Annotated in this window: 21 protein-coding genes; 10 read left to right on the forward strand and 11 right to left on the reverse strand. The window is 60.4% G+C overall.

Going from position 1 to position 19,412, the window contains the following annotated elements; genetic code table 11:
- The first annotated feature begins 475 nt into the window (after positions 1–475).
- Positions 476–1,240, forward strand: a complete 765-nt coding sequence (locus ACWKV5_RS09870; protein ID WP_483841114.1) for an SDR family oxidoreductase — start codon at positions 476–478, stop codon at positions 1,238–1,240.
- Between the two features lie 83 nt (positions 1,241–1,323).
- Here the strand turns inward: ACWKV5_RS09870 and ACWKV5_RS09875 are convergent, their stop codons facing one another.
- From ACWKV5_RS09875 to ACWKV5_RS09905, 7 genes are all read right to left on the reverse strand, one after another.
- Positions 1,324–2,451, reverse strand: a complete 1,128-nt coding sequence (locus ACWKV5_RS09875; protein WP_483841115.1) for an AGE family epimerase/isomerase — start codon at positions 2,449–2,451, stop codon at positions 1,324–1,326.
- A 174-nt stretch (positions 2,452–2,625) separates the two neighbouring features.
- Positions 2,626–3,198 carry a HupE/UreJ family protein gene (locus ACWKV5_RS09880; RefSeq protein WP_483841116.1) on the reverse strand — a complete coding sequence of 191 codons (573 nt, stop codon included), beginning with the start codon at positions 3,196–3,198 and terminating at the stop codon, positions 2,626–2,628.
- Between the two features lie 29 nt (positions 3,199–3,227).
- On the reverse strand, positions 3,228–3,842 hold the full coding sequence (gene ureG / locus ACWKV5_RS09885) for an urease accessory protein UreG (protein WP_007947546.1): 615 nt from the start codon (positions 3,840–3,842) through the stop codon (positions 3,228–3,230).
- 23 nt (positions 3,843–3,865) lie between these two features.
- Positions 3,866–4,540, reverse strand: a complete 675-nt coding sequence (locus tag ACWKV5_RS09890; protein WP_483841117.1) for an urease accessory protein UreF — start codon at positions 4,538–4,540, stop codon at positions 3,866–3,868.
- Positions 4,537–5,037, reverse strand: a complete 501-nt coding sequence (ureE, locus tag ACWKV5_RS09895; protein ID WP_483841118.1) for an urease accessory protein UreE — start codon at positions 5,035–5,037, stop codon at positions 4,537–4,539. The genes ACWKV5_RS09890 and ureE overlap by 4 nt, the downstream gene beginning before the upstream one ends.
- Positions 5,038–5,304: 267 nt before the next feature.
- Positions 5,305–5,937 (reverse strand): TetR family transcriptional regulator, encoded by a 633-nt coding sequence (locus tag ACWKV5_RS09900; RefSeq protein ID WP_027921952.1) that lies wholly within the window; start codon positions 5,935–5,937, stop codon positions 5,305–5,307.
- A gap of 157 nt (positions 5,938–6,094) precedes the next feature.
- Positions 6,095–6,565, reverse strand: a complete 471-nt coding sequence (locus ACWKV5_RS09905; protein ID WP_483841119.1) for a hypothetical protein — start codon at positions 6,563–6,565, stop codon at positions 6,095–6,097.
- Positions 6,566–6,954: 389 nt separating this feature from the next.
- Here ACWKV5_RS09905 and ACWKV5_RS09910 point away from each other — a divergent pair, with 389 nt between their 5' ends.
- Complete coding sequence (locus ACWKV5_RS09910) at positions 6,955–9,030, forward strand: AsmA family protein (protein WP_483841120.1); 2,076 nt, start codon at positions 6,955–6,957, stop codon at positions 9,028–9,030.
- A 110-nt stretch (positions 9,031–9,140) separates the two neighbouring features.
- Here the strand turns inward: ACWKV5_RS09910 and ACWKV5_RS09915 are convergent, their stop codons facing one another.
- The gene (locus ACWKV5_RS09915) at positions 9,141–9,671 is read right to left on the reverse strand and encodes a ferritin-like domain-containing protein (protein ID WP_483841121.1); all 531 of its coding nucleotides are present in this window, start codon (positions 9,669–9,671) and stop codon (positions 9,141–9,143) included.
- A gap of 114 nt (positions 9,672–9,785) precedes the next feature.
- The gene (locus ACWKV5_RS09920; RefSeq protein WP_483841122.1) at positions 9,786–10,688 is read right to left on the reverse strand and encodes a LysR substrate-binding domain-containing protein; all 903 of its coding nucleotides are present in this window, start codon (positions 10,686–10,688) and stop codon (positions 9,786–9,788) included.
- A 120-nt stretch (positions 10,689–10,808) separates the two neighbouring features.
- On the opposite strand from ACWKV5_RS09920, the gene ACWKV5_RS09925 reads away from it, so the two are divergent.
- From ACWKV5_RS09925 to ACWKV5_RS09935, 3 genes are all read left to right on the forward strand, one after another.
- Positions 10,809–11,447 carry an FMN-dependent NADH-azoreductase gene (locus ACWKV5_RS09925; protein ID WP_483841123.1) on the forward strand — a complete coding sequence of 213 codons (639 nt, stop codon included), beginning with the start codon at positions 10,809–10,811 and terminating at the stop codon, positions 11,445–11,447.
- The gene (locus tag ACWKV5_RS09930) at positions 11,448–11,753 is read left to right on the forward strand and encodes a DMT family transporter (protein WP_483841124.1); all 306 of its coding nucleotides are present in this window, start codon (positions 11,448–11,450) and stop codon (positions 11,751–11,753) included.
- 109 nt (positions 11,754–11,862) lie between these two features.
- Positions 11,863–12,753 carry an alpha/beta fold hydrolase gene (locus tag ACWKV5_RS09935; protein WP_483841125.1) on the forward strand — a complete coding sequence of 297 codons (891 nt, stop codon included), beginning with the start codon at positions 11,863–11,865 and terminating at the stop codon, positions 12,751–12,753.
- Between the two features lie 87 nt (positions 12,754–12,840).
- Here ACWKV5_RS09935 and ACWKV5_RS09940 read toward each other — a convergent pair whose 3' ends face one another.
- Positions 12,841–13,728: a DMT family transporter gene (locus ACWKV5_RS09940; protein ID WP_483841126.1), complete on the reverse strand. Its 888-nt coding sequence runs from the start codon at positions 13,726–13,728 to the stop codon at positions 12,841–12,843.
- Positions 13,729–13,825: 97 nt separating this feature from the next.
- On the opposite strand from ACWKV5_RS09940, the gene ACWKV5_RS09945 reads away from it, so the two are divergent.
- From ACWKV5_RS09945 to ACWKV5_RS09955, 3 genes are all read left to right on the forward strand, one after another.
- Entirely contained in the window at positions 13,826–14,620 is a 795-nt protein-coding gene (locus ACWKV5_RS09945) for an AraC family transcriptional regulator (protein ID WP_483841127.1), read from the forward strand.
- A 64-nt stretch (positions 14,621–14,684) separates the two neighbouring features.
- Entirely contained in the window at positions 14,685–15,131 is a 447-nt protein-coding gene (locus ACWKV5_RS09950; protein WP_483841128.1) for a PsiF family protein, read from the forward strand.
- 236 nt (positions 15,132–15,367) lie between these two features.
- The gene (locus ACWKV5_RS09955; RefSeq protein WP_027921942.1) at positions 15,368–16,381 is read left to right on the forward strand and encodes an AI-2E family transporter; all 1,014 of its coding nucleotides are present in this window, start codon (positions 15,368–15,370) and stop codon (positions 16,379–16,381) included.
- Between the two features lie 111 nt (positions 16,382–16,492).
- On the opposite strand, the gene ACWKV5_RS09960 is transcribed toward ACWKV5_RS09955, so the two are convergent.
- On the reverse strand, positions 16,493–17,767 hold the full coding sequence (locus ACWKV5_RS09960) for an Hsp70 family protein (RefSeq protein ID WP_027921941.1): 1,275 nt from the start codon (positions 17,765–17,767) through the stop codon (positions 16,493–16,495).
- A 294-nt stretch (positions 17,768–18,061) separates the two neighbouring features.
- Between ACWKV5_RS09960 and ACWKV5_RS09965 the strand changes: the two genes are divergently transcribed.
- Both ACWKV5_RS09965 and ACWKV5_RS09970 read left to right on the forward strand, forming a co-directional pair.
- A complete protein-coding gene (locus ACWKV5_RS09965) occupies positions 18,062–19,009 on the forward strand; it encodes a DnaJ C-terminal domain-containing protein (protein WP_483841129.1) in 948 nt (315 codons plus the stop codon).
- Positions 19,010–19,032: 23 nt separating this feature from the next.
- Entirely contained in the window at positions 19,033–19,338 is a 306-nt protein-coding gene (locus ACWKV5_RS09970; RefSeq protein ID WP_123435930.1) for a chaperone modulator CbpM, read from the forward strand.
- Positions 19,339–19,412: the final 74 nt, after the last annotated feature.

Consider the following 19,412-nt stretch of genomic DNA (forward strand, 5'->3'; position numbering starts at 1 on the left):
CCAGGCGTTTTTGCAAGGGGAGGAACCGTCGTTGTCAACCTTTTTATTGGAGGCGAAAGCGAGGTGAAACGGGCAGGGCAAGCCTGTGGATAAGTCTGTGATTAAACTCTGGAAAGACTCGGCTGAGGGCCGTAGTTACTGGCTTGGCGCCATCGCTGCTCTGTAGGACCAATCGTGCAAAATGCCCTGCGCTACACCGCGAGCATTCGAGGGTCAAGCGAAAAACTTTCCAAACTCCCCGCAAAGCCTTGTGCACAGCGGCTTCCAGCTTTTCCACTTGCCCCCGGAAACTGTGGACCGGCCTGTGGATAACGTGCGCGTACATGGCTGCAAGCCACGGTACGTAAGGCGTTCATCGGGTTGGTTGTTTTTTGTTCAGCTTTTGCGGTGGTTGCCGCTGTGAGCAAGGCCGGGCATGCTGCCAGCTGATTTTCTATTCCAAGGGCTGCCCGTCAGCCGAAGCAAGGAGAACACGATGTCCAACACCCTGTTTATTACCGGCGCGACCTCCGGTTTTGGTGAAGCCTGTGCCCGCCGTTTTGCCGAGGCTGGCTGGAAACTGGTGCTGACAGGCCGTCGTGAAGAGCGCCTGAATGCCCTGTGCGCCGATTTGTCGAAGCAGACCGAGGTGCATGGCCTGGTGCTCGATGTGCGTGATCGCAAAGCCATGGAGGAAGCGATTGCCAACCTGCCGCCTTCCTTCGCCAAACTGCGCGGGCTGATCAACAACGCTGGCCTGGCGCTCGGTGTGGACCCGGCACCCAAGTGCGATCTCGACGATTGGGACACCATGGTCGACACCAACATCAAAGGCCTGATGTACAGCACCCGTCTGCTGCTGCCGCGCCTGATTGCCCATGGCCGTGGTGCCGGCATCGTCAACCTCGGCTCTATCGCCGGCAACTATCCGTATCCGGGCAGCCACGTGTATGGCGCGAGCAAGGCGTTCGTTAAGCAGTTCTCGCTGAACCTGCGTTGCGACCTGCAGGGCACTGGCGTTCGGGTTAGCAACATCGAGCCGGGTCTGTGTGAAAGCGAGTTCTCGCTGGTGCGTTTTGCCGGCGACCAGGAGCGCTACAACGCGACATATGCGGGTGCCGAGCCGATCCAGCCGCAGGATATTGCCGAGACTATTTTCTGGGTGATGAATGCGCCGGCGCACATCAACATCAATAGCCTTGAGCTGATGCCGGTGAGCCAGACCTGGGCTGGTTTCTCGATCGAGCGTAAGTCGGTGTAGCGGCCATTCGCGAGCAGGCTCGCTCCCACAGGGATTGCTCTGAACCTGTGGGAGCGAGCCTGCTCGCGAAAGCTATCTGTCAGTTAGCCGAGAAAGTCGACCAGCCCGCGATAGCAGGTCGCCAAGTGATAAGGCGTCGTCGACGGCATGTCCTTGCGGCTCACTTCGCCTTTTTCGTCGCGACACTCATACCAGCCACCCGCATGCAGAAAACGCTGTTGCAGCGCCTGCAATTGACGCTGCACAGAAGCCTCGCTATCGGGCCGCAAGGTCAGGGCACGCAGGTATTCAGCCTGGGCCCAGATGCGCTGGGTGGCATCCTTTGCCGAGCCCTCCAGATCAAGCATCGCCACCACGGCGCCCGTCTGCGGATCAACACCCATCTGCTCGGTCAGCGTGAATGCACGATCAAGCGACGCGTGTAATGCCGAGCCCCGCAGCAACGGCGAAGACTCCAGCAGGAAATACCATTCGAACTGATGCCCCGGTTCAAACCAGTTATCCACAGCGCCGAGCGGCTTCTCCATCAACACGCGCTGTTGCGGGTCGATGAAGCGCTTCTGCATGGCTGTGCATAAGTCGACGAGCGCACGCTGCACGGCGGCGTCTTCACGTACCGCCAGGGTAGCGAGGAACGCTTCGGCCAAGTGCATCAGGGGATTTTGCAGGGGCCCGGAATCAAGCGAGGACCAGTCACGGTCGAGGCTGGCTTCGTACAGGCCGTCGCCTGTGGCGAAACGCTGAGCGATCACTTCCAGCGCTGCATTGAGCACCGATTCCACCAGCGGCTCGCGAACCTTGTTCCAGTAATGAGCGCAGGCAAACAGGATGAACGCGTGGGTGTAGAGGTCTTTGCGTGGGTCGAGTGGCGCGCCCTGCGGGTCGATGCTGTAGAACCAGCCGCCGTGCTCGGCATCGTGGAAGTGCTGTTGCAGGGAGCGGAACAACGCGGCGGCACGCGCTTCGGCGCCCGGCACCTGGCCGATCAGGCTTGAGAAAAGATACAACTGCCGTGCGCAGGCCATGGCCCGGTAGCGTTGAGGCGGCAGCGGCTGATGCTCCGAATCCAGCGCCTCATATGGCAACGCCATGTCGGCATTCCAGCCGGGGCCTTGCCAAAGCGGCACGATCACGTCCTGGAAGTGCTGTTGCACCGAGGCGAACAGGGCGGTCAATTCAGGCTGGGAGGCGGAGCGGGAAACAGGCGGCATTGGCTGGCGTCGTCACGGCAGGGTTGATTGCGCGACATGTTAGCAGGCCTGAGAGATGCGGTGTCTGTCAGGCCGCCATCGCGAGCAAGCGCGCTCCCACACTGGAACTGTGTACACAGAACAAATGTGGGAGCGAGCCTGCTCGCGATGTGGCCATCACCGGCGATAAAGAAATCAGCCCGCCAACAACCAGACCCCAGTCGCTGCCGACGCCGCACCCGCCAACCGAACCAACGGTGCAGCCGCTTGCGGGAGCACGCGCACGACGGCGTAACCGGCCGCATGCAACGCCGCCGTCGCTGCCACAAACCCGGCCGCATACGTCCAAGGGCTCGACATGTCCGGCAACTCCAGCCCATGCGCCACACCGTGGAACAGCGCAAACAACGCCGTCGCCGCCACCGCCACGCTCAATGGCGGACGCACCACCAACGCCACCGCCAGGCCCAGCGCCAGTACCGACGCGGCAATCCCGCCTTCCAGCGCTGGCAGGTTCAGCCCTTCAAACCCCAGCAACCCGCCAATCAGCATCGTGCCGACAAACGTACACGGCAGCGCCCAGCGCGCCGCGCCTTTTTGCTGCGCGGCCCACAAGCCGACGGCAACCATCGCCAGCAAGTGATCGAGGCCGCCAAGCGGGTGGCTAATACCTGCGATCAAGCCGTTGTCGCCATGCCCCGGATGGGCGAAGGCGATGGCCGGGGTCAGCAGCAGGGCCACGGCGCCCAGAATACGTTTCAGTGTCATGGATAAGCTTCCTTGTTGATAAATCGTGATCAGGCGGCTGTCAGCAGGCCTTGGCGTTCGATGAAAGCGATGATCTCTTCAAGGCCCAGACCGGTTTTCTGGTTACTGAAGACAAACGGTTTGCCGTTGCGCATGCGTTTGGTGTCGCTGTCCATCATCTCCAGCGATGCACCTACCAATGGCGCGAGGTCGACTTTGTTGATCACCAGCAGATCGGATTTGCAGATGCCGGGGCCGCCCTTGCGCGGCAGTTTGTCGCCGGCTGAAACGTCAATCACGTAGATGGTCAGGTCGGACAGTTCAGGGCTGAAGGTTGCCGAGAGATTGTCGCCACCGGACTCCACCAGAATCAGGTCCAGCCCCGGAAAGCGGCGGTTCAGTTGATCCACGGCTTCGAGGTTGATCGAGGCGTCTTCGCGGATCGCCGTGTGCGGGCAGCCGCCGGTTTCCACGCCGATGATTCGCTCCGGCGCCAGGGCTTCGTTACGCACCAGAAAGTCGGCGTCTTCGCGGGTGTAGATGTCATTGGTGACGACGGCCAGGTTGTAGCGCTCGCGCAGGGCCAGGCACAAGGCCAGGGTCAGGGCGGTTTTACCGGAACCGACCGGGCCGCCGATGCCGACGCGCAGGGGTTGTGTGTTCATGTTGTTCTCCAAGTTAAAAGGCCCTAGGAACGGAACAGACGGCTGTACTGGCGCTCATGAGCCATGCACGCCAGGGACAGGCCAAACGCGGCACTGCCGTAGTGTTCGGGGGTGATTCGGGTGGCGTCCTGCTGGGCTTGTTGCAGCAGCGGCAGCAGTTCGCTAGTCAGGCGTTGCGCGGCTTGCTGGCCCAGCGGCAGGGTTTTCATCAACACCGCCAACTGGTTTTCCAGCCAGCTCCAGAGCCATGCGGCCAACGCATCCTGCGGAGTGATCCCCCAAGCCCGGGCGGCCAGCGCCCAGCCGAGGGCCAGATGCGGTTCAGGGCGTTGTTCGAGGAAGGCGCGGGCGGGTGCGTCGAGTTCCGGTAAACCGCTGAGCAGTTGTTGCAAGGAGTAGCCCATCTGCCGGCTCTCTTGATGCAATTCGCGGGTTTCCCGACTGGCCCGATGTTCCTCGCAGCGTTGCTGCAGTTCGGCCCAGTTTTCCTCCGCTGCGGCCACACAATGGGCGAGCAACAGCGGCGCTTCGAACCGCGCCAGGTTCAGCAACAATTGATCGCTGATCCAGCGTCGCGCGCCGTCTGCATCGCTCACGCGGCCGTTATCCACCGCCATTTCCAGCCCCTGGGAATAGCTGTAGCCGCCAATCGGCAGCTGCGGACTGGCCAGGCGCAGCAGCGCCCAGGCCGGGTTCATAAACGGACGCCGAACTGGTGCAGTTTCGGTGGGTAGTTGAAGTCTTCGTCGCCATGCCGTGAATGGTGATGGCCGCCGCCATAGGCGCCGTGTTCCGGCTGGAACGGCGCTTCGATGTTTTCGACCTTGGCCTCCAGCTGTTCAAGCATGGCTTTGAGCACGTAATCGTCGAGCAGGCGCAACCAGCCATCACCGATCTGCAGGGCAACATGACGGTTGCCGAGGTGATAGGCGGCACGGGTCAATTCGAAGGCATTGGCGCAGGTAACGTGCAGCAATTGTTCGGGACGGGCACAGACACGCACGATCCGCCCGTCTTCGGCTTGCAGGCACTCGCCGTCATACAGGGGCGGTTGACCTCGTTCCAAAAACAACCCGACGTCTTCACCGTCGGCACTGAAACAGCGCAAACGGCTTTTACTCCGGGCTTCGAAGGTCAGGTGCAACTCTGCGGCCCAGACGGGTTGAGGGTCGATTCTGTGGTGAATCACCAGCATCGGTAGGCTTCCAGCAATGGGCAATGCTCAGGCTAGAGCAAGGGGCTTGCCAATCGGGGGATACGTAGGAAATACCTGTCGGAGCTTGGTGTGAGCGTTGGTGAATTGCAGGATCTTGATCGGTAGTGGTGCGAGGATGTATGAGTTGCACCGAATTGATGCGCTGACGGGTTTTGTGGGAGCGAGCCTGCTCGCGAAGGCGTCGGCACAGTCAACACTTGAGGTAACTGACACTGCGCTTTCGCGAGCGGGCTCGCTCCCACAGGCTTATTCGGTGCTGCCGAGCCCTTGCCAGTGTTTCAGGCCGATGAAGATGAAGCGCAGTTGCTGGGTGATCTTCGCTTGCGGCGTCAGATGCTCCGGTAGCGCTTCGGCGGGCGGATCAATGATGTCCGGCAGTGTCGCGAACACACTTTTTACAATCAGGTCCGCCATCACGCTCAACCCGGCAATGTCCAGATGCTGCAGTTTCGGCATCAACGACAAGTCAGCCGCCAGATCCGAGCTGATGTCCTCGCGCAAGCGCCCGATCGCCAACCGCACAGGCAGCGATCCGCCGTATTGCTCGCGGGCAAGAAACAGAAATTGCGAACGATTGGCACTGACCACGTCGAGAAAGATCCGCACCGACGCATCGATAATGCCGCCCATGACGAATTCGTTATGGCGCACCAGGCGAATGGTTTCGCGGAAGGTCTGACCGACTTCGCTTACCAGCACCAGGCCCAGTTCATCCATATCAGCGAAATGCCGGTAGAAACCGGTGGGTACGATGCCGGCGGTTTTCGCCACTTCGCGCAGGCTGAGGCTGCCGAATCCTCGGCCACATTCCATCAGGTGACGGGCAGCGTCCATCAGGGCGTTGCGGGTTTGTTGTTTCTGTTCGGCGCGGGGCAGCATCGCAAGGGTGTTTTCTGGACTGGACAGCGGCGCACTCTAGCAAATCGGCTTCGCTGGCGTCGAACGACTATCGGGGGGCAGGCGGGGAATTGCGGCTTCTCTATAAGTCAAAAGCCCAATCCGGGGATTGGGCTTTTTTTCAGGGCGGCCATGAGGCTTAGCTCAGAGCGCTGTTGCGTTCGATCACACGGTCACCACCACCTTCAGCCAGGGTTTGGCCTTGTGGGGTACGGTCGGAACCGCCTTCAGCGAGGGTTTGGCCTTGTGGAGTGCGATCGGAACCGTCAGCAGCCAGGGTTTGACCTTGTGGAGTGCGATCGGAACCGTCGGCAGCCAGGGTTTGACCTTGTGGAGTGCGTTCGGAACCGTCAGCAGCCAGGGTCTGGCCTTGTGGGGTGCGATCCGAGCCATCTTGAGTGATCAGGCCTTTTTCTTTCAGGCGATCGTTACCGCCTTCGGCAAGGGTCTGGCCTTGTGGAGTGCGGTCGGAACCATCGGCGGCGACGGTTTGGCTGAACACCGAGTGGCTGTCTTTGACTTGCGGAGTGGCCTGATCAGCGGCTGGCAGAGCGAAAGCGGTGCTGGCTAGCATCGAGAGGGTCAGGCTAAGCAGTAATTGGCGTTTCATGATGGGTTGCTCCTTGGGAGGGCGATAAAGTGGGTACGAGGGCAATGCTACTCTCGATAAGTCGATATGAAAGCTCATAAACGCAATGGTAATAATCAACAGAATTGATTGTTCTGCTGGAGCGCTCTAGAACGGGCGTTTCCGGCGGGTGTTTTTGCACTGGGGTGGGTAGTTTCGACTCACTCGCGCCGCACAACAGTGCGGGTGGCGGTAACACCGTTTGGAGCGCGCAGAGTGATCGCGGGGGATTATTTGAACGTTAATAGGTTTTTCGGTTAAACCTGCGCGGCTTTTCCCAGTCCTAGGTGTCATGGCAGGCCGGTTCTGGCCTAACGTTTCATACGTGCGTCGCTGTCAGGGCGCTCAGTCGTATTCAGGAGTCCTGTGCAATGACGCGCACCCCCAAGATTTTTGCCTGGGTCTTTGCCAGTCTGGTGATTCTGCTGGCGATACTCGTGCTGATCATCGTGTTCTTCGATTGGAACCGGATCAAACCCACCATCAACAGCAAAGTCTCCGAAGAGCTGCACCGAGCGTTCGCTATTAATGGCAACCTCGCGGTGGTCTGGCAGCGCGAGGCTGACGAGGGCGGCTGGCGGGCCTGGGTGCCGTGGCCCCATGTGGTGGCCGAAGACTTGAGTCTCGGCAACCCGGACTGGTCGAAACAACCGCAGATGGTCACCCTCAAGCGCGTCGAGCTGCGTATTTCGCCGCTGGCCCTGTTGGCGCAGCGAGTGGTCATCCCGCGCATCGACCTGACCGAACCGAACGCCCAGCTCCAACGCCTGGCCGACGGCCGCGCCAACTGGACCTTCAAATTCGACCCGAAAGACCCCAACGCCGAACCGTCGAACTGGGTGGTCGATATCGGCGCCATCGGCTTCGACAAGGGCCACGTCACCCTTGATGACCAGAACCTGAAGACGCAGCTCGATGTGCTCATCGATCCGCTGGGCAAGCCGATCCCGTTCAGCGACATCGTCGGTGACAAGGCTGCGAAAACCGCGCTTGAGAAGGGGGCTGCGCCTCAGGACTACGCCTTCGCCCTCAAGGTCAAAGGCCAGTACCACGCGCAGAAACTCGAAGGCTCCGGCAAGATCGGTGGCTTGTTGGCGCTGCAGGACGCGGCCAAGCCGTTCCCGCTGCAGGCGCAGGTGAAGATCGCCGATACCAGCGTCGAACTGGCCGGGACCCTGACCGACCCGCTTAACCTCGGCGCGCTGGACCTGCGACTGAAACTGGCCGGCACCAGCCTCGGCAATCTGTATCCGTTGACTGGTGTGACACTGCCGGATACGCCGCCATACGCCACCGACGGGCATTTGATTGCCAAGCTGCATGAACCCGGTGGTGCGGTGTTCCGCTATGAAGAATTCAACGGCAAGATCGGCGAGAGTGACATTCATGGCAGCCTGGCGTATGTCGCCAGTCAGCCAAGACCGAAGCTCAGTGGTTCGCTGCTCTCCAACCAACTGTTGTTTGCCGACCTCGCACCGCTGATCGGTGCTGATTCCAATGCCAAGCAAAAGGCCCGTGGCGCTGACAGCCTGCAGCCGGCGGACAAAGTGTTGCCGGTCGAAGAGTTCAAGACCGAGCGTTGGCGCGACATGGACGCCGACGTCGAATTCACCGGCAAGCGCATCGTCCACAGCGAGAAACTGCCGTTCACCGACCTCTATACGCACCTGGTGCTGACCGACGGCCAACTCAGCCTGGAACCCCTGCGCTTTGGTGTGGCGGGCGGCAATCTGGAAGCGCAGATTCGCTTGAATGGCCGGACTGAACCCCTGGAGGGGCAGGCCAAGCTCACTGCGCGCAAGTTCAAGCTCAAGCAACTGTTCCCGACCTTCGAACCGATGAAAACCAGTTTCGGCGAGCTCAATGGCGATGCCGACATCTCGGGGCGCGGCAACTCGGTGGCCAAGCTGTTGGGCAGTGCCAACGGCAATCTGAAGATGATCATCAACGACGGCGCGATCAGCCGCGAGCTGATGGAACTGGCCGGGCTCAACGTCGGTAACTACGTGGTCGGTAAAATCTTCGGCGACAAAGAAGTGAAGATCAATTGCGCGGCGGCCGACTTCGATATCAAGACCGGGCTGGCGACCACGCGTCTGTTCGTCTTCGATACGGAGAACGCGATCATCTACATCGATGGCACCGCGAACATGGCGACCGAGCAACTGGACTTGACCATTACGCCGGAGTCGAAGGGCTGGCGCTTGATTTCGCTGCGCTCGCCGCTGTACGTGAGGGGCAAGTTCATCAAGCCGGATGCGGGGGTGAAAGCGGTGCCGCTGATGCTGCGCGGGGCGGGGATGGTGGCGCTGGGCGTGATTGCCGCTCCGGCGGCCGGGTTGTTGGCGCTGGTGGCGCCGAGTGGTGGTGAGCCGAACCAGTGTGCGCCGTTGCTGGAGCAGATGAAGGCAGGCAAGGCACCTGTGACGGTAAAACCCACCAAGTAATTGCGGCGTCTATGAAGACGCCTTCGCGAGCAGGCTCGCTCCCACATTTGCCCTGTGAACTCCGGACCAATGTGGGAGCGAGCCTGCTCGCGAAGGCGGTCTGCCAGGCGCTACAAATCTTTCAGAATGTCAGCCATATCATCCGCATGCTCTTCTTCCTGAGCCAGGATGTCCTCAAAGATCCGCCGCGTAGTCGGGTCTTTCTCGCCGATGTACTGAATGATCTCGCGATAGCTGTCGATGGCGATGCGCTCGGCAACCAGATCTTCGTAGACCATCTCCTTGAGCGTGTTCCCCGCCACATACTGGGCGTGGGAATTTTTCGACAACAGATCAGGGTTGAACTCCGGTTCACCGCCCAGCTGCACAATGCGCTCGGCCAGGCGGTCGGCGTGTTCGGCTTCCTGGGTCGCGTGTTCGAGAAACTCATCGGCCGCCACATGGGCTTTCACACCGTTGGCCATGAAGTAGTGACGCTTGTAGCGCAACACGCAGACCAGTTCGGTGGCCAGCGATGCGTTGAGCAGGCGCAGGACTTCTTCGCGGTCGGCGCTATAGCTTTCAGTGACCGCGCCATTCTCGACATTCTTGCGGGCCCGTTCGCGAAGCGTGGTTACATCAGACAAATGCATGTCACTCATCTCGTTCTCCTGGAGGCTAATCCGGTTTGCGTCACCTTCTAGAGAAGTGATCGCTACGAAAGTTGTGAGTCATGCGCGCGGCGAAAAGTTTGATGTAATTTGTAATTGGCGGCCTCACGCCAATGCATGCCCGGACAGCAACGCCTCCTCGCGCAACCAGGCAAAAAATGCCCGGACCGGCGGATGTCGCTCGCGCCCCGGCACACACAGTGCGCTATAGCCAGCGCCATCGACCTGAATCTCGCCGCGATACGCCACCAGCAACCCGCTGGCCACGCTTTCCGACACCAGAATGTTGCTCGCCAGCACCAAGCCTTGTCCGGCAATCGCTGCTTGCAGGGCGTAATGCTCTTCGTCGTATTCACGCACCGCCGGTTTTCCCGCCAGCCATGACTCGCCCGACTGCGCACACCACGCCTCCCAGCCATGGGCGTACAGCTTGGAGTTGTGCCAGTGCACGCTGATCAGCGTCGGCGTGCGAGTGGCGGCCAGCGCGACCTGCTCGGGCGAGCCGTAGACGCCGAAGGACTCATCGAACAAACACAAACCATAGAGGTTGGGGTAGGTGTCGAGGCTGTAGCGCAGCACCAGATCGACGCTGGCATCCTGATGCAGATCGATCACTTCACAGTGGGTGTCCAGGCGCAGGCTGATGCCGGGATGGCGCGCATAAAAGCGCCCGAGGCGCGGCACCAGCCACAACGCCGCGAACGCTGCGGTGGTGGAGACCGTCAGGCTCGCGCCGTTGCGTTGCGGGCGCAGGGTATCGACGCTTTGCGCCACGTCCAGAAAGGCACCGTGCAGGCTGCGGAACAGCCGTTCACCGCCGTCGGTCAGGCGCACTTGCCGAGGCAAACGCTCGAACAGCGGCACGCCGAGCCAGGTTTCCAGGGAGCGGATCTGATGGGAAACCGCCGTCGGCGTCACCGAGAGTTCTTCGGCGGCTGCCTTGAAGCTCAACAAGCGGGACGCGGACTCAAAGGCACGCAGGGCGGTCAGTGGCAACGAGGCAAACATTCAAGGCTCCATGGATGAAATAGATTCATCCTGACTGATTTATGCTCATTTGAAGCGGTTGGCTGTGCGCTTCAAGCTGCAAGCCACAAGCAGTTAGAGTTTAATCCCAAGGAGATTCAGATGAGTAAAATTCTTGCCATTCACGCCAGCCCCCGTGGCGACCGCTCGCACTCTCGCCGTTTGGCTGAAGTGTTTCTTTCGGCCTGGCAGGCGCGCCATCCGCACGCTCAGTTGACCCGTCGTGAAGTCGGGCGAGCCTTGATTCCGCCGGCTAACGAAGCCTTTATCGCTGCTGCGTTTTACCCCGAGCCGAATGCGCGCCCCCTGTCGATGCAGGCTGATCTGGCCTTCAGCGATGAGTTGGTGGGCGAACTGCTGGGCCACGACCTGCTGGTGATTTCCACGCCGATGTACAACTTCAGCGTGCCCAGCGGCCTCAAGGCCTGGATCGATCAGATTGTGCGGCTCGGCCTGACGTTCAACCACACCCTGGACAATGGCGTGGCCCAATACGAGCCGCTGCTACAGGGCAAAAAAGCCTTGATCGTCACCAGTCGTGGCGGCTTCGGTTTCGGCCCGGGCGGTGAGCTGGAAGCCATGAACCACGCTGATCCAATGCTGCGCACGGCACTGGGCTTCATTGGTATCACCGACATCACTGTGGTCGCCGCCGAGGGTGAAGAGTCCGAAGAACGTACCTTCCGGATCTCCGCCGCCGAGGCCGAGCAGCGCCTGTTGGCGCTGGCCAGGGAGTTCTAGATGGCCTGGCTGTTTCTGCTGATCGCCGCCGGGTTCGAAGTCACCTTCGCCATGGGCATGAAATACGCCGAAGGCTTCACCCGGCCCTGGCCGTCGCTGATCACCGTCGTGGCCGCCGTGGGCGGCATTTTCTTCCTGACCCTGGCCATGCGCGAGTTGCCGGTGAGCATCGCGTATCCGATCTGGACCGCCATCGGTTCACTGGGCACGGTATTCCTGGGGTTTGTGCTGTTGGGCGAAAGCCTGACGGCAATTAAACTGGTGTCGGTCGGGCTCATCGTGGCGGGTGTGGTGGGACTTAAGTAGAGCGGGATGTCATAGACTGGTCGTCGAGTTGTCATCTTCGGTGGCGATGCTTGGCGGACGTCTTGCATCGCGCCTTGCTTCATCTCATCGACCACAAGGACGTTCGCCCATGTCGCAAGGTTCCGCCACGCGTTACCCGTTGGTATTGGTCCCCGGAATGCTCGGGTTTGTCCGATTGGTGCTCTACCCCTATTGGTACGGCATCGTCTCGGCGTTGCGCCAAGGTGGGGCGACGGTGTTCGCGGTGCAGGTTTCGCCGCTCCATTCCAGTGAAGTGCGCGGCGATCAACTGCTGGCGCGAATCGAGGAAATCCTGCGCGAGACCGGGGCCGAGAAGGTCAACCTGTTCGGTCACAGCCAGGGCTCGCTGACGGCCCGTTACGCGGCGGCCAAACGCCCGGACCTTGTGGCGTCGGTGACCTCGGTGGCCGGTCCGAATCACGGTTCGGAACTGGCCGATTATCTGCACAAACACTACCCGCATGACAGCGCCATGGGCCGGTTGATGAGCTTTCTATTACGGATGATTGCCGCGTTGATGAGCCTGCTCGAAACCGGCTATCGCGGGCCGAAGCTGCCGGTGGATATCCATGCTTCCCATCACTCGCTCACCACTGAAGGCGTGGCGCTGTTCAATCAGCGTTATCCACAGGGCCTGCCTGAAACCTGGGGCGGGCACGGGCCGGAGGAGGTCAACGGCGTGCGTTATTACTCGTGGTCCGGGACGTTGCAGCCCGGCATTACCGATCGCGGGCGTAACCTGTTGGACGGGACTAATCGCAGTTGCCGGTTGTTTGCCAAAACCTTTGTGAGGGAGGTCGGGCATTGCGACGGGATGGTCGGGCGCTATAGCTCGCACCTGGGGACGGTGATTGGCGATGAGTATCCGCTGGATCACTTCGACATCGTCAATCAGTCGCTAGGGCTGGTGGGGAAGGGCGCCGAGCCGATCCGGTTGTTCGTCGAGCATGCCGCCCGGCTTAAAGCGGCAGGCGTCTAGACCGAGTTGCCCTTTTTGCGAGCAGGCTCGCTCCCACAGGGGAATGCGATCAACTGTGGGAGCGAGCCTGCTCGCGAAGGCGTCAGTTCAGGCAACCCGAACCTTGCGGCCGATCACCGTGGTCCAGCGCTCCGAAAGCACCACCCCGCCCAACGTCAACAGCCCGCCCACCAAGTGGTACATCGCCAACTGTTCATGCAGCACCACCGCCGCAATCAGCGCCGTAATCACCGGCAGCAAATTGAAAAACAGCGTGGTCCGGCTCGGTCCCAACCGCACCACCGCCTGCATCCACGCCAGCGGTGCCAACATCGACGCCAGCAGGCAGGCGTAAAGCACCAGCGGAATATTCTGCAGCGTCAGCCCGACCTTCGGTGAAATCACAAACAGCGGAAACAGCACCACCACCGCCACCCACACCTGCATATATAACAACACCAACGGCGGCAAACGCAGCTGCCATTTTTTCAGCAAGGTGCTGTAAATCGCGTAGGCCAGCGTGGCGATCAACATCATCGCGTCACCCAGGTTCACGCCGTGTTCCAGCAGCGCGCCGAGGCTGCCGGATGAAACGACGACCAACACACCGGCAAACGACAGCACCGCACCGGCCAATGCGCCAACCGTCAGGCGTTGGCCGAGGCTGATAATCGCCATGGCCAGCGACATCAGCGGCATCAGCGACAGGATGATCCCCATGTTGGTGGCCGAGGTCAGTGCCGCAGCGAAATACGCCAGACTCTGATAGACCGCCATGCCCAGCACGCCGAGAACGAAAATCTTGCCCAGGTTCGGACGAATCTGTGGCCAATGCGCGATCACCGGTTTGAGCATGAACGGCGTGAACAGCATCCCGGCCAGCAGCCAGCGATAGAAACCGATCTCGGCGGGGAAGATAGCCCCGGCTGACATTTTGGTGATCACGGTGTTGCCAGCCCAAATGAAAATGGCCAGCAGGGGATAAGCGTATTGCATCGGAAAAAACCAGAACGTTAATGAGGGGTAATTATCCCCTTGTCTGGATGCAAGCCTATACTTCGATCCAGACAATCGGCCCTTGATGACGGACAGCATGACCAGTAAACACATCGACCTGCTGGAGTTCAGCGAACTGCCGGCGCCGATTTATTTCCGCTACGCCGACTTCAACACCCACGAATACGCCTCGGCTCACCGCCACCCTTGGGGCACGCTCGAGTATTCGGCCAATGGCGTGTTGCACATGGAAATCGGCAACAGCCGCTTCATGTCGCCACCGCAATACGCGGTGTGGGTGCCGCCTGAGACCGAGCACAGCTTCTATAGCAACCAGCCGATCAACTATCGCGCGGTGTGCCTGGCGCCGTCGCTGTGCCGCGAGTTGCCGCAACAGGCCTGCACGCTGGCAATCAGCGACATTCTCAAAGCGATCCTCAAGGACTTCGCGGCGCGGGATGTGAAGATTCCCGAGCACGAGGCGGACGTTCGTCTCGGCCAGGTATTGGTGGATCAACTGCAACTGGCACCGGTGCATGAATGCTATCTGCCCTACGCCAGCAGTCCGGGGTTGCTCGGAATACTGGAAGCCTTGCAAGCCGAACCCGGCGATAACCGCCCCTTGGCCGACTGGGCTGCGCAGATCCATGTCAGTGAGCGCACCCTGGCCCGGCAGTTTGTTCGCGAACTGGGCATGAGCTTCGGCGAGTGGCGCCAGCGCTTGCGCTTCCTCGCGGCGATCGAAGCGCTGGACAGCCAGCGCAGTGTTCAGGACATTGCCTTCGACATGGGTTACAGCACCGGCTCGGCTTTTATCGCAATGTTTCAGCGCCAGGCCGGGTGTACGCCGGAGCAGTATCGACGCAGTCACCTGGAGAACAGGAAGGTGTAACAGGGGTTGTCTACACTCCAGCATGAGGCCGTGCCCATCGGTACGGCAACAAGGAGAAAACTCCATGAAGATGTTGCGTGTCCCTTTGTTGATGATCGGTTTGCTGCTCTGCGCCCAGGGCTTTGCGGCCACTGCCCAGCAGGACAAGATGACGACCTGCAATGCCGATGCAACCGCCAAAAGCCTCAAGGGCGATGAGCGCAATACGTTCATGAGTGACTGCCTCAAAGCCGCGCCGACCGCCCCGGCCGCCGCTCAAATGAAGGCCATGACTCCGCAGCAAGAAAGGATGAAAACCTGCAACGCCGACGCCACCACCAAGGCGTTGAAAGGTGATGAGCGCAAGGCGTTCATGAGTAACTGCCTCAAAGCCGAGCCGGCCGCCACTGACGTGAAAGCCATGACCCCTCAGCAAGAGAAGATGAAGGCCTGCAACGCCGATGCGGCCACCAAGGTGCTGAAGGGCGATGAGCGCAAGGCGTTCATGAGTGATTGCCTGAAGAAAAAATAAGTATTGATCCAGAATATGTGGGGGATGATAAGGCCTCTTCGCGAGCAGGCTCGCTCCCACAATGGTTCTATGTTCGCAGGACCCATGTGGGAGCGAGCCTGCTCGCGAAGAGGCCAGTCGGGTCACTACAAAAATCCGCCAGATCCCCGACCAAAGTCGACCTACACAATTCCTAGTGCTGCCACCGGAACGCTGGCAGACTGCCAATCCTTTTACGCTGTTCGTTTTGAGGCTGTATGCCAACGTTTTCTCAACGCCACGTTTTGCTGCTGATCAGTTGGGTCATCATTTTTGGTGGTTTGCTGCTGGTGATCCCGCTGCGCTTGTTGCCTAGCCTGTTGGCCGGCCTGCTGGTGTTCGAGCTGGTGAATATGCTCACGCCGCAATTGCAGCGGCTGATTGAAGGCCGGCGCGCGCGCTGGCTGGCGGTGGCGCTGCTCGGGACCCTGGTGGTGAGTGTGCTGGCGCTGATCTTTGCCGGCGCCTTCAGTTTCCTGCTGCACGAAGCGGAAAACCCCGGCGCGTCCCTCGATAAATTCATGCACGTGGTCGAGCGCGCGCGCGGGCAATTGCCGCCGTTCATCGACGCCTATCTGCCCGCCAGCGCCGGTGAATTCCGCGTGGCCATCGGCGAGTGGATCAGCAAGCACTTGAGCGACTTGCAACTGGTCGGCAAGGATGCGGCGCACATGTTCGTGACGCTGCTGATCGGTATGGTGCTGGGGGCGATCATTGCCTTGCAGCGCGTGCCGGACCTGACCAAACGCAAGCCGCTGGCCGCTGCGTTGTTTGATCGTCTGCATCTGCTGGTCCAGGCTTTTCGTAACATCGTGTTTGCGCAGATCAAGATTTCACTGCTCAACACCTTCTTCACCGGGATCTTCCTGGCGGTGATCCTGCCGATGTTCGGCATCAAGCTGCCGTTGACCAAAACCCTGATCGTGCTGACCTTCCTGCTCGGCTTGCTGCCGGTGATCGGCAACCTGATGTCGAATACGCTGATCACCATTGTCGGTTTGTCACTGTCGATCTGGGTCGCGGTGGCGGCGCTGGGTTACCTGATTTTTATCCACAAGCTCGAGTACTTCCTCAACGCGCGGATTGTCGGCGGGCAGATCAGTGCGAAGTCGTGGGAGTTGCTGCTGGCAATGCTGGTGTTCGAAGCCGCGTTCGGCCTGCCGGGGGTGGTGGCGGGGCCGATTTATTATGCGTATCTGAAAAGCGAATTGCGGCAGGTGGGGATGGTTTGATCCGGGTGATGTATCGCCTGGACTGCCCCTTTCGCGAGCAGGCTCGCTCCCACAGTTGACCGAGATCCAATGTGGGAGCGAGCCTGCTCGCGAAGGGGGCGACTCGGTTAATCAGTCCATCGTGCCGTAACGCTTCGACGCTTCAATCGCCAAGCCGCTACCAATGCTGCCAAAGATGTTCCCTTCCACATGCCGCGCCTTCGGCAACATCGCCGAAACGCTGTTGCGCAGCGCCGGAATCCCGCTCGAACCGCCGGTGAAGAACACCGTATCCACCTGATCGACCCGCACATTCGCGTCGTTGAGCATCTGCGTCACGCTGTTGCGCACGCGCTCCAACAACGCTTCGATAGCGGATTCGAACAGGGCGCGGCTCAGTTCCACACTCAGCCCCGGCTCGATCCGGTCCAGCGGCACATGGCGGCTGTCGGCGTGGGTCAGCTGGATCTTGGTTTCTTCCACTTCCATGGCCAGCCAGTGGCCGGCGCGCTGGTCGATCAACTTGAACAGGCGATCGATGCCGCCAGTGTCTTCGATGTCGTAGCGCATGCTGCCCAGGGCCAGGGTCGACTTTTGCGAGTACACCGAGTTGATGGTGTGCCAGGTCGCCAGGTTCATGTGGTGGCTGGTCGGCATGTAGGCGCCGCTCTTCATGCGGCTGCCGTAGCCAAACAGCGGCATCAGGCCTTGCAGGCTCAACTGCTTGTCGAAATCGGTCCCGCCGATGTGCACGCCGCCGGTGGCGAGGATGTCATCGTGGCGGTTGTCGTGGTTGCGGCGCTCAGGCGAAAGGCGCACCAGCGAGAAGTCGGAGGTACCACCGCCGATGTCGACGATCAGCACCAGCTCTTCTTTTTCAATGGTCGACTCATAGTCGAACGCCGCCGCAATCGGCTCGTACTGGAACGAGACATCCTTGAAGCCGATGGCGCGGGCCACATCCACCAAGGTGTTCTCGGCTTCCTGGTCGGCCATTTCATCGTCATCGACGAAAAATACCGGACGGCCCAGCACCACTTCCTCGAACTCCCGACCAGCGGCAGTCTCGGCGCGCTTCTTCAGCTGACCGATAAACAGCCCGAGCAGGTCCTTGAACGGCATCGCCGTGCCGAGAACGCTGGTGTCGTGCTTGATCAGCTTGGAGCCCAGCAGGCTCTTGAGCGAGCGCATCAGCCGGCCTTCATAGCCTTCCAGGTACTCGTGCAGCGCCAGACGGCCGTACACCGGGCGGCGTTCTTCCATGTTGAAGAAGACCACCGAGGGCAGGGTGATCTTGTCGTCCTCCAGCGCGATCAGCGTTTCCATGCCGGGGCGCAGCCAGCCGACGGTGGAGTTGGACGTGCCGAAGTCGATACCACAGGCACGGGCTGGAGATGCGTTTTTCATGTCTTTACAGGTTCCGGTTAAAAAACGGCCGCGCAGTGTATGCCAGGAAGGCGAATATTCGAAGGCCGACTATCCGCTATTTCGCAGGCATTAGCGCTTGAAACACTCAGCTTTGCCCCAAACTTGCTGGCATGGGCCTGGTAGCCAACCGGCGGTCGCAAGAACCGCCGCCCGCTGCCGATAAACTTCTGACGCGCCGCCCGGTCACAAAATTGAGATCGGTCAATCCAAATGCTGCAAACAAGAGCATGCTGTGCGTGGCTGCGCGAATTGATAACGGATGGTGATCCTTAGATGGACTTCAAAGACTATTACAAGATTCTCGGTGTGGAACCGACCGCTGACGACAAGGCAATCAAGGCTGCCTATCGCAAGCTGGCGCGCAAATACCACCCCGATGTCAGCAAGGAAAAGGACGCCGAGGCCAAATTCAAGGACGCCTCGGAAGCCTATGAAGCGCTGAAAAGCGCCGACAAGCGCGCCGAATACGACGACTTGCGCAAATACGGCCAGCACGGCCAACCGTTCCAGGGCCCGCCGGGTTGGCAGGGTCGTGGTGCCGGTGGTTTTGGTGGTGGTCAGGACACGGGCGATTTTTCGGACTTCTTCAGTTCGATCTTCGGCAACCGTGGGCCTGGTTTTGGCGGTGGAGAGTCGCGTCGCAGCGCAGGACGTCGAGGGCAAGACGTGGAAATGGAACTCGCAATTTTTCTGGAAGAAACCCTCTCGAACGAATCCAAGAAGGTCACCTTCCAGGTGCCGCAGTACAACGCGGCCGGCCAGCATGTCAGCAACACCACCAAGAGCCTGAACGTAAAGATCCCGGCCGGTGTGACCGACGGCGAGCGCATCCGCCTCAAGGGCCAGGGGGCCCCGGGGATCGGTGGTGGCGCCAATGGCGACCTGTTTCTGATCATCCGCTTTGCGCCGCACCCTAAATTCGACGTCGAAGGCGAGAACCTGATCATCACGTTGCCGCTGGCACCGTGGGAACTGGCGCTGGGCACCGAAGTGGCGGTGCCGACCCTGACCGGCAAGATCAACCTCAAGGTCCCGGCCGGCAGCCAGAACGGCCAGCGCATGCGCGCCAAGGGCCACGGCCTGCTGAACAAGGCGGGCGAGCGTGGCTTCCTGTTCGTGCAATTGAAGGCCGTCATGCCGAAAACCTCGAACGATGAGGTCAAGGCGTTGTGGCAGGAACTGGCGAAAAAAGCCGAGTTCAACCCAAGAGAAAACTTCTGATCCAAGAGACGGAGTAGCCCATCATGAGCAACCCCCTGATCGTTCACCTGGACCTGGCAGAATTCTGTGAGGCGACCGACCTGTCGGACGTCTACGTGATCGAAATCGTCGAACACGGCATCCTCGAACCTCAGGGCAAGCAGCCCAAGGATTGGCGTTTCAACGATTACGAGCTGGCACTGGCCAAGCGCGCCGCCAAGTTGCGGCGCGACCTGGAGCTGGAATGGGAAGGCGTCGCCTTGGCGCTGGACCTGCTGGAAGAAGTGCAGCAGTTGCGGGCCGAGAACCGGATGTTGAAGCAGCGGTTGGGGCGGTTGGTGGTCGAGTAGGTATTCTGTTGATTCTGGGTTGCCTGTCAGTCCGCTTTCGCGAGCAGGCTCGCTCCCACAGTTGATCGCATTCC

Source organism: Pseudomonas oplopanacis (assembly GCF_057128725.1).